Raw genomic sequence first — 12,181 nt, 5'->3', positions numbered from 1 at the left:
GCACGTGCCCGCCGTGCCCCGGGGCCCGCCCATGCCCTCCGGCCCCAGCGCGGGCCGGTCTCCCGGAGCGCGGTGCCGCGCGGTGCGCTGGGCGACGCCACCTGGAAGCGTCCGGCGTCGGCCGACGGCGTGTGACATGGTCATGTCGGGGCGGCGAAAAAGATCGTGCGTGCGGGCGATGAGTTCCGTGCGGCACTCCGGTCACTCCTCGCAACGGGACCGTTGCACTGGAGGAACCATGTCGCTTCCGGAGATCGTCTCGCGCGCCCAGTGGCGTGCGGCACGCGAAGAACTGCTCGACAAGGAGAAGGCCGTCACCCGCGCGCTCGACGTCCTCCGTGCCGAACGGCGCCGACTGCCCATGGTCCCCGTCGACCGCGAGTACGTCTTCGAGGGCGGTGACGGCAAGGCCACGCTGCTCGACCTCTTCCAGGGACGGCAGCAGCTCGTCGTGCACCACTTCGTCTTCGACCCCGGGTGGGAGACCGGCTGCCGCTGCTGCTCCGCCTTCCTGGACCAGATCGGGCACCTCGCCCACCTGCACGCGCGGCGCACCACGTTCGCCGCCGTCTCCCGCGCGCCGTTCACCCGCATCCTGCCGTTCAAGGCCCGGATGGGCTGGACCGTGCCCTGGTACTCGTCGCACCCCGGTGACTTCGACGCGGACTTCGACGTGTTCCCGGAGGAGGACGGCCGGCCCGTCCGGCGGCCGGGGGTGAGCTGCTTCCTGCGCGACGGCGACCGGGTCTTCCACACCTACTCGGCCTGCGGACGCGGTCTGGAGGGGCTCGGCTCCACCACCAGCCTGCTGGACCTCACCGCGCTCGGCAGGCAGGAGCCCTGGGAGGAACCGCAGGGACGCGCGTACGCCGTCGGGGCGCCCGTGGCGCGGGAGCGTCTCCGCTACCACGACGAGTACGACGACTGACACGGACGGTGACGGATTACTCCGAAAAGCTGAGAGCGCGCTCACACTTGGCAGTGAACGGGTGTCAACTACGTCTCAGTACCGTCACCGCACGAGGCGTTCGCCCCATGGTTGGCGTTTAACTCTACGAGTACAGCGCTACATGGAGGTGGCAGGGTGCACGGGCGAACAGTGCTCGAACGCTTTCCCGCAGGTGGACCGCGCGGCTCCTGGCCCGCGGAGGAGTTCGCGCACGCGCGGCGCCTGGAGGGCCTGCCCGCCGAGGTCGTCATGGACCTCGCCACCGACATGTTCCTGGTGATCGTCCGCGGCGAGGGCGCCGGCGGTGGGGCGGTGGCGTGAGCCCTTCCTCGGGGCGCCGTGCGCGCCCGTCACGCGGTGACGGGGCGTGACCAGACGGGGGTGGTTCCGGTGAGGCGGCACAGGGCCAGGTACAGCGGTATCGGAGGCGTGTAGGGGAGCGTGCCGTCGGGGCGGTGGATCAGCCCGGGGAGACCGGCGGCGCCCGTGTCGGCCGGGGCGTCGGGGAGGACCGCGCCGACGGCGTAGTGCGCGGGCGCGGGCCATTCCAGGGCGTAGTCCGAATCGGACGGGACCAGCCACCACCAGTGCGCGTCATCGGCGTACACGCACCCCACGCGGGGCAGCCGGGGCAGGACCAGCGGACCGAAGCGGGCCGGTACGGCGACCGCGTCGCAGCCCATCGGGGCGGTCATGCCGTCGGGCACGGGAAGCCGCCGGGGCGCGTCGGGCGTCTGCCGTCCGCGCTGCATCCGGACCAACGAGTCCAGGCTCAGCACGCGTATGCCGCCGGGGCCCGTCACGCCTGTCCTCCGTCCCGCTCGGCGGGTGTCCCCAGGCGCTGCTCGGCCGGGTGGGTCCGGCCGCCGTCGCCGGCCCCGTCCTCGCCGTCCCCCGAGCCGCCGGCCGGACCGGGCTTGGGCCGGGCGCCCCAGCCGAGGTCGCCACGGGGTTCGCCGGAGCCGGGCGGGGTGTCGGCGGTGCGGGGGAGTTCCGCCCAGACCAGCAGGCCGGGACCGTGCTCGTGGGCGCCCCACGCGTGACACAGGGCGTCGACGAGGAGCAGTCCCCTTCCGTGCTCCTCTTCCGGCTGCTGCCGGAAGTTCGCCCGAGGCCGGCCCGGCGCGCAGCCCTCGTCCCGCACGGCGATGCGCAGCAGGTCGTCATCGTCGTGCAGCTCGCAGACGACATGGCTGCTCGCGGTGTGCACGATGGCGTTGGTGACCAGCTCGGAGACGACCAGGGCCGCCGTGTCACAGGTGTCCTCGCACACCGACCAGCCGGTCAGCCGGGCCCGTGTCAGCCGTCTCGCCCGGGCGGGGGAACCCGGGTGAGCGGCCAGCTCGAAGCGGAACCGGCGCTCGGCGGAGGCCCCCGGGGAGGGGGCGGCGGCCGGGGCGGCGCCGAGGCCGACGGAAGCTGCGGCGGCGTCTGTTCCTAAGGGCGCGGACGGAATCACGCTTGCCACTATCGCCCCGCCGTGAACACTTGGCAAGTGTCACTCTGAAAATTGCAGAGTGCTGTGTGACGGTCTGGACGGGCGTGGCACACTGCTCGCAACAGCACCTCGCGTGGCGCCAGTTGGGATCGCCGGAGACTGATTCGAATGTACGTTCGGGTTGCATGGTCCCCGTGCCTGATCCCCGTGCCGGATCACCGGACGGCGCCGCCGGGCTGTCACTATTTGTTCGAGGGAGGTGGAGCGTGAGCGAACCCCGGTCCGCGCCGACGGTGGGGCAGGTCGTCCTCGGGCGCCGCCTGCTGGACCTGCGTGAGCGCGCGGGTCTCAAGCGGGAGGAGGCCGCCCGGATCCTGCGCGTCGCGCCCGCCACCGTGCGCCGCATGGAGACGGCCGAGGTGGGGCTCAAGATTCCCTACCTCCAGCTGCTGCTGAAGGCCTACGGCGTCTCCGACGAGGAGGCCGAGGCGTTCGTCCAGCTCGCGGAGGACGCCAACAAGCCCGGCTGGTGGCAGCGCTTCCACGACATCCTGCCCGGCTGGTTCTCCATGTACGTCAGCCTGGAGGGCGCGGCCTCCCTCATCCGCAGCTACGAACCCCACTTCGTCCCCGGACTGCTCCAGACGGAGGACTACGCGCGCGGCGTGCTGCGCTCCGGCGCCATAGGGCAGACCCGGCCCGAGGACATAGAGCGCCACGTCGACCTGCGCATGCGACGGCAGGAACTGCTCACCCGCGAGGACGCGCCCCGGCTGTGGGTCGTCATGGACGAGACCGCGCTGCGCCGCCGGGTCGGCGGTCCGGAGGTGATGCGCGCGCAGATCGACAAGCTGCTCGAGGCGGCGGCGCTGCCCAACGTGACGCTGCAGATCGCGACCTTCGACAGCGGGCCCCACCCCGGCACGTACGGGCCGTTCGTGCTGTTCCGATTTGCCATGCCCGAACTGCCGGACATGGTCTACAGCGAGTACCTGACCGGCGCCGTCTACCTGGACGCGCGCACCGAGGTGGCGACCCACCTCGAGGTCATGGACCGCATGGCGGCGCAGGCCGCCACGGCACATCGCACGAAGGGGATCCTCCGGGATCTCCGCAAGGAGCTGTGAATGGAACTCATCAAGCCCCCGAAGACCCAGCCGCGTGCGCGGGCGCACGCCGCACGGATCTACAACGGCATGCCTGCCCGGGAGCTGGGCAGCGAGGGCTGGCACAAGCCCTGGAGCGGTGGCAACGGCGGCAACTGCCTCGAGGCGATGAAGCTGGACGACGGCCGGATCGCCGTGCGCCAGTCCACCGACCCGGACGGGCCTGCGCTCATCTACACCTCCGCCGAGATGACGGCCTTCATCGAGGGAGCCAAGGCCGGAGAGGCGGATTTCCTGCTGTCCTGAACCTCATTGCCGCACTACCTTTTGCTTCCTCCTTGGCACTGAATTGATCACTAACGCTTGCAGACAGTTACGGAGTCCGTCATGACCGGACAGCACCCTGTCGAGATCGACACGACCAGACCGCATCCCGCGCGGATGTACGACTGGTACCTCGGAGGCAAGGACAACTACCCGGTCGACGAGGCCATGGGACGGCAGATGCTCGCCCTCGATCCGCGCGTGCCGGTCATGGCGCGCGTGAACCGCGCGTTCATGCAGCGCGCCACGCGCTGGCTCGCGGGGCAGGGCGTACGCCAGTTCCTCGACATAGGCACCGGCATCCCCACCGAGCCGAACCTGCACCAGGTCGCCCAGCGCATCGCGCCGGACGCCCGCGTCGTGTACTGCGACAACGACCCCATCGTGCTGGCCCACGCGGAGGCCCTGCTGCGCGGTACGGCGGAGGGCGTCACCGACTACCTCCAGGCCGACGTCCGGGAACCGGACACCATCCTGGAGGGCGCGCGCAAGGTCCTCGACTTCGACCGGCCGATCGCGCTGTCGCTCATCGCGCTGCTGCACTTCGTCCCCGACGAGGACGGCGCGCACGAGCTGGTGACGCGGCTGGTGGACGCCCTGCCCTCGGGCAGTTACCTGGTGATCAGCCACGCCACGGCCGACTTCACGCCCGAGGAGTCGGAGGAGGCCACGGCGAAGCTCAAGGGTGCGGGCGTCACCCTGGCGCTGCGCAGCCGCGGGGAGCTCACCCGTTTCTTCGACGGCCTCGACCTCGTGGAACCGGGCGTTCAGGTGCCGCACCTCTGGCGTCCCGAACTGGGCGACCCGGTCCCGGGCCAGGACGACGGGGTCATCCCCGGCTACGGAGCGGTGGCCCGCAAGCCGTAGGCAGCCACCCGACGCCCCTGGGAGCCCGGCCGACGCCGGAAGCCCGGGGGCGTCGGCGTGTCGTGACGTGACGGGGTCGGCGCGGCGCGGTGTGCGTCGGCCGGCCCGCGCGGGGAGGCGGGCGCACCGGGCTGAGACCGGGCGGGGCCGGGTGTCGGCCCGGGCGGGCGGCAGGAGCGCCTGGCCGGGGAGGCGGTGGGCGGCGTGCCGGCTCGGGGGAGCAGCGGGCGCACTGGCTCGGGGGAGCACCAGGTGTGCCCGTCCGGAGCGTGATCGGCGTGCCCGCCCCGGGGAGCCGCGAGCGCGGCCCGGGACCGCCGGCGTCCGCCGGGCGTGGGGTCGGGTTCCGGCCACGGTTGCCGGGCGGCGTGGGGGTGTGTCAGACGGTCATCGGGCGGTCGTACGGGCCGATCGGCGTCGGCAGGTGGCTCGGGCCGCCCGTCAGGTAGCGGTCGACGGCCGCCGCCACCGCCCGTCCCTCCGCGAGGGCCCGCACGATCAGCGTCTGCCCCCGGGCACAGCCTCCCCGTGAACTCGGGGAAGCTGTTCGTGGCGTGCAGCCGCTCCGCCGCCGCCCGCCGGTCCGCCCGGGAGACCAGGTCGTTCCACTCGGGCACGAGATCGCCCAGCGGACAGGCCTCGTGGCAGAACGGCACACCGCAGTCCACGCACCGGCCGGCCTGCGTACTGGTGATCGGCAGCAGTCCCCCGGGGACGTGCACCCCGTCCCAGCCGCGGACCCGCTCCTGCACCGGCCGACGCGGCCAGTCCTGGCGGGGCGTGGTGAGGAAACCCTCGGGGCCGGCCATGGCCGGTCTTCCTCGCGTGCGCGGGTGACGAGCCGTGCGTCGTCGGGCGGCACTCCTGCGCCACGGATACGTCCGCTCACCTCCCCCGCAGCGTGCCCGGCACCCTCCGTACGGCGCCGGGCACGCCACCCGGCCGCGGTGCTCGTGGCATCCGGCCGGTCAGCCGGTGAGGGCCAGGAGGTACGCCAGAGCGGCACCGGCCGAGGCGAGGGCGCGGACGTGGTTCCACCGCGTCCACCCGCGCACGTACTCCGGCCAGTACGCGGCCGCCTCCGCACCGCCCGCGTCGAGCCGGGCCAGCCGGTCGTTGCGGGGTATGTTCGCCGCCACGGTCAGCCCGAACGACCCGCACAGATACAGCACGCCGCCCACCACCGAGGCGACCACCCCCTCGTCCGGCCGCGCCACGACCGTCACCACCGTGAGCACCGCGCACAGCACCGTCGTGCCGAGGAACACGACCATGAACGGCGGCCGCACCGCCGCCGCGTTGACCGCCTGCATCGCGGCCGCGCCCCGCGCCGGCGGCAGTGCCGCGAGCCCTTTCATCACGAACGTCGAGAACGCGCAGAACACCCCGGCCACCAGCCCGGTCCCCAGCACACCCAGCGCCGTCAGCACGGCGTACGGCCCGTCACCCATGTCCTCACCCCCGTCACCCTCGCCACCCTCGTCATCCCCGTCACTTTCGTCGCTCCCGTCCTTCCGGACGGCACCGTCCTCCGGCCGCCCGCACCACCAGTGGACGCGCCCCCGCCGCAGCGGACCATGGCCGAGCGGCGCGCACCCATGCGCGAGCGTCCACGGCCCGCGCCCGCCCACGGCGCCCCACCCTCGCCTGCACGTCCGGTGTGGTCCGGGACGTGCCGCATCATGGCCGTGTGCGACTCGAAGCGATCACCTGGGACCGGCTCGTCGACGTACTCGCCGAGCGCCTGCGGGAGCTCGACCCGGCTGACGGTTCTCCCTGGCCCCGCGTGGCCCTCGACGGCGCCCCGGCCGCCCGCCCGGGCGACCTCGCCGAGCGGCTCGCCGAGGCACTGCGCGTCCGCGGCCGCCCCGGCCTCGTCGTCGGCACGGAGGGCTTCCTGCGCCCCGCCTCGGTCCGGCTCGAGTACGGTCACCAGGACCTCGAGTCCTACTACAGCGGCTGGTACGACACCGGCGCCCTGTGGCGCGAGGTGTTCGACCCGCTCGGGCCGGGTGGCAGCGGGCGGGTGCTGCCCGACCTCTGGGACCCGGTCACCGACCGAGCCACCCGCAGTCCGTATGTCGAACTGCCGCCCGGCGGCGTGCTGTTGCTGCACGGGCCGCTCCTCCTGCACCACTGGTTCCCCTTCGATCTGACCGTCCACGTCCTCCTCTCGCCCGGTGCGCTGCGCCGCCGTACCCCCGAGGCCGAGCACTGGACCCTGCCCGCCTTCGAGCGCTACGAGCAGGAGACCGACCCGGCCGGCACCGCCGACGTACTGGTGCGGGCCGACGACCCGCGCCACCCGGCCTGGCGCGGTCGAGAGCACGGTTGAGAACCTGGTCGTGCTGCCTGCGCGGCGCCGTCCGCTGCGGGTGCCGTCCTCCGGCGGCCCGGAGACAATGAAGGGCGTCGGGACTCGCGGCGCGCCCCGCGCCGCGCCGGCCGTCCGGCCCCGGGAGGTACCCCATGACCACCGCCGGAGACGTCATGCACCGCGGCGTCCAGTGGATCCCCGCGCACGAAACCCTCGACCGCGCGGCACAGTTGATGCGTGAACTGAACGTCGGCGCGCTGCCCATCAGCGACGAGGACGAACGGCTCTGCGGCATCCTCACCGACCGCGACATCGTCGTCGGCTGCGTCGCCATGGGCCACGACCCCGCCCAGATCACCGCGGGCGAGATGGCCAAGGGCACACCGCGCTGGATCGAGTCCGACGCCGACATCGACGACGTCCTCACCGAGATGCGCACCCACCAGATCCGCCGGCTGCCCGTCATGGACGACAAGCGTCTCGTCGGCATGATCAGCGAGGCCGATCTGGCACGGCACCTGACGGACGAGCAGATCGCCGCCTTCGTCGAGAGCGTCTACGCCCGGTCCGCCTCCGGCTGACCCCTCCACCCGTGCCCTGCGGGACGGGCGGACGTCACGGCCGGCCGCTGCGCCGGAGCGCCCGGTACAGCAGCGGATACGCGCCCGGGTATCACCCCGACGACCGTGCCGTGGCCGTACCGCCGGGGCGGCTCCGGCACATGGCCGACGTTCATGCCGTACATCCCCCCGCACCATGGCCGGCACCGCGACGATCGCCGCCCGTTCCACAGCTTCACCGCCCTGGACATCCGGCCCCCCTCATAGGGATTCCCCGTGCCGCGCTTCCTCGTCGGCCTGCCGTGCCAGTGTGCCGACGACCGGCCGACCGCGTGCGGGCCTGTGGAAACGCCGCGTTCCGCTTGGTTCCCGCCTGTGGACGAAGGAGCGCGGACCCACGACGACCGGCCCTCCGTCCGGGACGCGCGCGCCCTCCCGTCGGTCCCGCACCGGCTGCCTGACGCTCAGTCCCGTGCCGGCGGCCGCGCACCGACCCGTTCCACCGCCGCGGCCCCCGCCCGGCACCCCTCCGCCGCCGCCTGCCCGGGAGCCGCACCGGCCAGCAGGGCCGCGAGGAAGGCCCCGGTGAAGGCGTCACCGGCTCCCGTCGTGTCCCGGGGCGTCACCGGCACGGCGGGGACACGGGCGCACACCTCGCCGGACCGCGCCAGCAGGGCACCCTCCGCGCCCTGCTTGACCACCACCAGCGGCACCCGCCGGCTCAGCCGCGCAGCCGCCTCCGCCGCGTCCGGGCACCCCGTCAGCAGGCACGCCTCGTCCCGGCTCGGCAGCAGCACCTCCACTCCCTCCACCAGCGACAGGAAGCGCTCCGGACCCAGCCCGGCCAGGAACCCGGCCGACGCCGGGTCCACGCTCACCGGCACCCCGCGTGCCTCCGCCGCCTTCAGCGCGACCGCGACCAGGGCCCGGCCGCTCCCGCTGAACAGCAGGTAGCCCGACAGATGCAGCCGCGCCACCCCGTCCAGCGAGGCGTCCGACCAGTCCTCGGGCCCGAGCCGCACCGACGCGCCACTGTCGGTGAGGAAGGTCCGCTCGGCCGCCGTGCCCTCGTCGACCAGGCACACGACCGTCCCCGTCGGCACGCCGGCGTCCACCACCAGCCGCGGACGCACCCCGCAGGCGGCCAGCTCCCGTTCGTGCCAGGCCGCCGCGTCCGCGCCCACCCGCCCCAGCAGGCGCACCTCGCACCCGCCCCGGCGGGCCGCCCAGCAGGCGACGTTCGCGCCCGCCCCGCCCGGCACCGTACGGATCACGGCCGCCGTGTCCGTGCCCGGGGCGAGCGGGCCGGCATGGCGCGCGACCACGTCCGTGATCACGTCGCCGACGACCAGCAGCGCCCCGCCCGACCCGGTCACTCCCCGGCGGCCCAGGCCGCCGCCACCCGGGCCGCGAGGGCCACGTTGCCCCGCACCGCCGCCAGATTGGCCTCGAGGGAGGCGCCGTCGGTGTGCCGCACCAGGTGGTCCAGCAGGAACGGCGTGACCCCCTGACCGGAGACCCCGGACGCTTCACACGCCCGCAGCGCCTCGTCGAGCACCCGCGCGTGCGTCTCGGGATCCAACTGCTCGTCCTCCGGTACCGGGTGGGCGACGATCAGCGCCGACTCCGGGCCGCCGAGGGCGTCCTGCGCCCGCATCACCCCGGCCACCTCCTCCGGGGTGTCCAGCCGCCAGTCCACGGGATGGCCGGAGTCCGACAGGTAGAAGCCGGGGAACCGGTCCGTGCCGTACCCGGCGACCGCCACGCCCAGCGTCTCCAGCCGCTGCAGGGTCGCCGGCACGTCCAGGATCGACTTCACCCCCGCGCACACCACGGTGATCCGGGTGCGCGCGAGCAGCCCCAGGTCGGCCGACTCGTCCTGGGTGACGGTCCACTCCCGGTGCACCCCGCCGAGCCCGCCGGTGGCGAACACCCGGATCCCGGCGAGCGCGGCGAGCAGCGCGGTCGCGGAGACCGTCGTCGCCCCGCTCGCTCCCGTGGCCACCGCGAGCGGCAGGTCACGGTGGCCCAGCTTGCGGACGCCGTCCTCGTGCGCGACGCGCTCCAGCTGCTCCTCGTCCAGTCCGACCCGCGGCCGGCCGTCCAGCACGGCGATCGTCGCCGGCACCGCGCCCTCCCGTCGCACCACGGCCTCCAGTTCACCTGCCACCTGGAGATTGCGCGGCCGGGGCAGACCGTGGGCGATGATCGTGGACTCCAGGGCCACCACCGGCCGCCCCGCCGCGATCGCGTCCCGTACCTCTTCCGACACCCTGAGCACCACGCGTCGTCTCCCGTCTGCCGCCTCTCCCTCCATCCCTGGCGGGCGGCACGCCGGGCCAAACCCTTGCGGCGCGTCGCAGGACTCACGGAGGCTGGGACCATGACAGACCACGCGACCCGGCTCGACCACATCGTCCTCTGGGTGAACGACCCCGTCGCCGCCGTGCGGTTCTACGAGAAGGCGGTCGGCCTGGAGCCGGTCAGGCTCGCCGGCTTCGCGGCCGGCGAGGCGCCCTTCCCCTCGGTGCGCGTCAGCGAGGAGACCATCCTCGACCTCATGCCGCGCTCCGAGGCGGACCGCATGACGATGCTCCCCGGGGCCGCCGACAGCTCCGGCCACCCCGTCAACCACGTCTGCCTGTCCCTGACCGCGGACGCCTTCGACGCCCTCCTCGGCCGTCTCCGGGAGCAGTCGGTCCCGGTCTCGGACATCGCGCACGACTCCTTCGGCGCCCGTGGCCCGGCCAAGCGCAGCTTCTACTTCCGCGACCCCGACGGCAACATCTTCGAGGCCCGCCACTACGACTGAGCGGCGGGGTCAGAACAGCGGCTCCGGCAACACGCCCTCGAGGGCGAGCAGCCGCCTCTTCGTCTCCAGCCCGCCCCCGAACCCGCCGATGCCGCCCCCGCTCTCCACGACCCGGTGACAGGGCACGACCACCGGCAGCGGGTTGGCGCCCATGGCCGTGCCCACGGCCTGCGCGCCGCCCGGCTGACCGACCCGGCCCGCCAGATCGCCGTACCCCACCACCGTGCCGAACGGCACGCCGGAGGCCAGCTCGCGCAGCACCTCGCGGTGGAAGTCCGAGGTCAGCGACCAGTCCAGGGGCAGCTCGAAGGAGTGCCGCTCACCCGCGAAGTAGGCGTCGAGCTGGCGTATCGCCTCGGCCAGCAACGGAGAGCCGGGCTCCTCCACGGGCTCGGCGCCGAGCCGGGACGCGAGCCGCTCCAGCGCCTTGTCACGCACCTCGCCGGTGGCGTGGAACACGACGTTGACCAGGCCCTGTCGGGTCGCGGCCAGCAGCAACGGGCCGATGCCGGTGTCCACGACGGCCCACACGACCCGCTGCCCGTACCGTCCGTCGCCGTCCATGCGTCCCACCGTACGACCCGCCACCGACAACGTCCGGCGGAACGGCGGAACCACGGACGACCGGGAGGGACCGAGTCCTGGCGAGGCCTCAGCCGCCCACCGCGTCACGCACCACGTCAGGGTTGTTGGTGATGATGCCGTCCACCCCGAAGCCGGCCACCCGCCGGGCGGCGGCCGCGTCGTTCACCGTCCAGGTGAACGTCTCGAGCCGCTTGCCGTGCGCCCCCTTGAAGGCGTGCACCGCGCTCACGTAGTCGGCGGTGAGCGACCCGTGCGAGGGGTTGATCTGGTCGGTGAAAGCCGCGTACGCCGGCAGGTCCGCGACCGGCGGCGTCCCGAGGAAGCCGGTCTTCACCGCCGGGGCCAGTTCGTGGACCGTGCGCACGCTGTCCGCGCTGAAGCTCTGCACGATCAGCCGCTGCCGCACGTGCCTGCGGTCGAGCCAGCCCTCGTCGGCGAGGACCTTGAGGATGTCCCGTTCGATGCCGGGGTACAGCTGCGGGTTCTTGATCTCCAGCAGCAGCTTCTGCCGGTGCCGGTCGACCCGGTGCACGAACTGCTCCAGCGTCGGCACGCGCGCGCCCGCGTACTCGGGGCCGAACCAGCTGCCGGCGTCCAGCCGGGCTATCTCGGCGGCGGTGAAGTCCTTCACCTTCCAGGGCGCCCGGTCGGGGAAGACCTCCTCGACGTCGGTGGTGCGCTCCAGGCTGTCGTCGTGGAGGACGACGAGCTCGCCGTCCTTGGTGCGCTGGACGTCGTTCTCCACCCACTCGGTCCCCAGGGCGGCCGCCTTGTCGACGGCCGCGAGCGTGTTCTCCGGGGCGTGTCCGGAGGCGCCCCGGTGCGCGACGACCACGGGAGCGGCCCCGGCGCCCCCGACGGCCTCGGCGGCCTCGGCGGCCCGGGCGGGGGAGAGCGGAAGCAGGAGGACGACGGCCCCCGCGAGCGCGGTGGTCGAGGCGGCGACAGCGCGTGCGTGCATGTGTACTCCTCGCGTCGAACGGTCACGGTCGGATCCACTGTGACAGCGGAGGGTCAACGCGGGACGGGTGCGGGATGGCCATGGATTGAACGCCGGGCGCCGGACTCCGCACACCGGTGCCGCACACCTGGGGCAAGGACGTGTTTCTTTGTCGGATAGTCGTTCGACCATTCCGGTGGGGGTCATACTCTCTGCGAAACCCTGGCCGCCGCAGCGGTTCTGGGAGGGGGCGCACAACAGGCAACGCGGGACGTACAGGGCG

15 protein-coding genes and 1 pseudogene are annotated in these 12,181 nt (G+C 73.5%); 8 read left to right on the top strand and 8 right to left on the bottom strand.

Annotated elements, in window-relative coordinates; genetic code table 11:
• Nucleotides 1-238: 238 nt before the first annotated feature.
• Nucleotides 239-928 (top strand): DUF899 domain-containing protein, encoded by a 690-nt coding sequence (locus ACWH4W_RS29180; protein ID WP_473078796.1) that lies wholly within the window; start codon nt 239-241, stop codon nt 926-928.
• A gap of 156 nt (nt 929-1,084) precedes the next feature.
• Nucleotides 1,085-1,270, top strand: a complete 186-nt coding sequence (locus ACWH4W_RS29175) for a hypothetical protein (protein ID WP_473078795.1) — start codon at nt 1,085-1,087, stop codon at nt 1,268-1,270.
• A 29-nt stretch (nt 1,271-1,299) separates the two neighbouring features.
• On the opposite strand, the gene ACWH4W_RS29170 is transcribed toward ACWH4W_RS29175, so the two are convergent.
• Complete coding sequence (locus ACWH4W_RS29170) at nt 1,300-1,701, bottom strand: hypothetical protein (protein WP_473079287.1); 402 nt, start codon at nt 1,699-1,701, stop codon at nt 1,300-1,302.
• A 47-nt stretch (nt 1,702-1,748) separates the two neighbouring features.
• Nucleotides 1,749-2,417, bottom strand: a complete 669-nt coding sequence (locus tag ACWH4W_RS29165; RefSeq protein WP_473078794.1) for an ATP-binding protein — start codon at nt 2,415-2,417, stop codon at nt 1,749-1,751.
• A 236-nt stretch (nt 2,418-2,653) separates the two neighbouring features.
• Here ACWH4W_RS29165 and ACWH4W_RS29160 point away from each other — a divergent pair, with 236 nt between their 5' ends.
• The 3 genes from ACWH4W_RS29160 to ACWH4W_RS29150 all read left to right on the top strand — a co-directional run bounded on the left by ACWH4W_RS29160 (nt 2,654) and on the right by ACWH4W_RS29150 (nt 4,684).
• Complete coding sequence (locus tag ACWH4W_RS29160; RefSeq protein ID WP_473078793.1) at nt 2,654-3,514, top strand: helix-turn-helix domain-containing protein; 861 nt, start codon at nt 2,654-2,656, stop codon at nt 3,512-3,514.
• Nucleotides 3,515-3,799, top strand: a complete 285-nt coding sequence (locus ACWH4W_RS29155) for a DUF397 domain-containing protein (RefSeq protein WP_106414728.1) — start codon at nt 3,515-3,517, stop codon at nt 3,797-3,799.
• 81 nt (nt 3,800-3,880) lie between these two features.
• Entirely contained in the window at nt 3,881-4,684 is an 804-nt protein-coding gene (locus ACWH4W_RS29150; RefSeq protein ID WP_473078792.1) for an SAM-dependent methyltransferase, read from the top strand.
• A gap of 512 nt (nt 4,685-5,196) precedes the next feature.
• Here the strand turns inward: ACWH4W_RS29150 and gltD are convergent.
• Nucleotides 5,197-5,493, bottom strand: a pseudogene (gene gltD, locus ACWH4W_RS29145) (glutamate synthase); the annotation flags it as partial.
• Nucleotides 5,494-5,652: 159 nt separating this feature from the next.
• Nucleotides 5,653-6,135 (bottom strand): anthrone oxygenase family protein, encoded by a 483-nt coding sequence (locus ACWH4W_RS29140; RefSeq protein ID WP_473078791.1) that lies wholly within the window; start codon nt 6,133-6,135, stop codon nt 5,653-5,655.
• 239 nt (nt 6,136-6,374) lie between these two features.
• Between ACWH4W_RS29140 and ACWH4W_RS29135 the strand changes: the two genes are divergently transcribed.
• Both ACWH4W_RS29135 and ACWH4W_RS29130 read left to right on the top strand, forming a co-directional pair.
• Nucleotides 6,375-7,019: a nucleoside/nucleotide kinase family protein gene (locus ACWH4W_RS29135; protein ID WP_473078790.1), complete on the top strand. Its 645-nt coding sequence runs from the start codon at nt 6,375-6,377 to the stop codon at nt 7,017-7,019.
• Nucleotides 7,020-7,153: 134 nt separating this feature from the next.
• Nucleotides 7,154-7,582: a CBS domain-containing protein gene (locus ACWH4W_RS29130; protein ID WP_473078789.1), complete on the top strand. Its 429-nt coding sequence runs from the start codon at nt 7,154-7,156 to the stop codon at nt 7,580-7,582.
• 443 nt (nt 7,583-8,025) lie between these two features.
• Here ACWH4W_RS29130 and ACWH4W_RS29125 read toward each other — a convergent pair whose 3' ends face one another.
• Both ACWH4W_RS29125 and ACWH4W_RS29120 read right to left on the bottom strand, forming a co-directional pair.
• Entirely contained in the window at nt 8,026-8,937 is a 912-nt protein-coding gene (locus ACWH4W_RS29125; RefSeq protein WP_473078788.1) for a carbohydrate kinase family protein, read from the bottom strand.
• Nucleotides 8,934-9,845 (bottom strand): pseudouridine-5'-phosphate glycosidase, encoded by a 912-nt coding sequence (locus tag ACWH4W_RS29120; RefSeq protein WP_473078787.1) that lies wholly within the window; start codon nt 9,843-9,845, stop codon nt 8,934-8,936. The genes ACWH4W_RS29125 and ACWH4W_RS29120 overlap by 4 nt, the downstream gene beginning before the upstream one ends.
• 99 nt (nt 9,846-9,944) lie before the next feature.
• On the opposite strand from ACWH4W_RS29120, the gene ACWH4W_RS29115 reads away from it, so the two are divergent.
• Nucleotides 9,945-10,373, top strand: a complete 429-nt coding sequence (locus ACWH4W_RS29115) for a VOC family protein (protein WP_473078786.1) — start codon at nt 9,945-9,947, stop codon at nt 10,371-10,373.
• A gap of 9 nt (nt 10,374-10,382) precedes the next feature.
• On the opposite strand, the gene ACWH4W_RS29110 is transcribed toward ACWH4W_RS29115, so the two are convergent.
• The gene (locus ACWH4W_RS29110; protein ID WP_473078785.1) at nt 10,383-10,937 is read right to left on the bottom strand and encodes a methylated-DNA--[protein]-cysteine S-methyltransferase; all 555 of its coding nucleotides are present in this window, start codon (nt 10,935-10,937) and stop codon (nt 10,383-10,385) included.
• A gap of 88 nt (nt 10,938-11,025) precedes the next feature.
• A complete protein-coding gene (locus ACWH4W_RS29105) occupies nt 11,026-11,919 on the bottom strand; it encodes a glycerophosphodiester phosphodiesterase (RefSeq protein WP_473078784.1) in 894 nt (297 codons plus the stop codon).
• Nucleotides 11,920-12,181 lie beyond the last annotated feature (262 nt).

The sequence above is a fragment of the Streptomyces sp. DSM 120436 genome (genome assembly GCF_055778765.1).
Note: the sequence above shows the minus strand (reverse complement) of the source record. Positions and strands in the feature narration are given on the sequence as shown.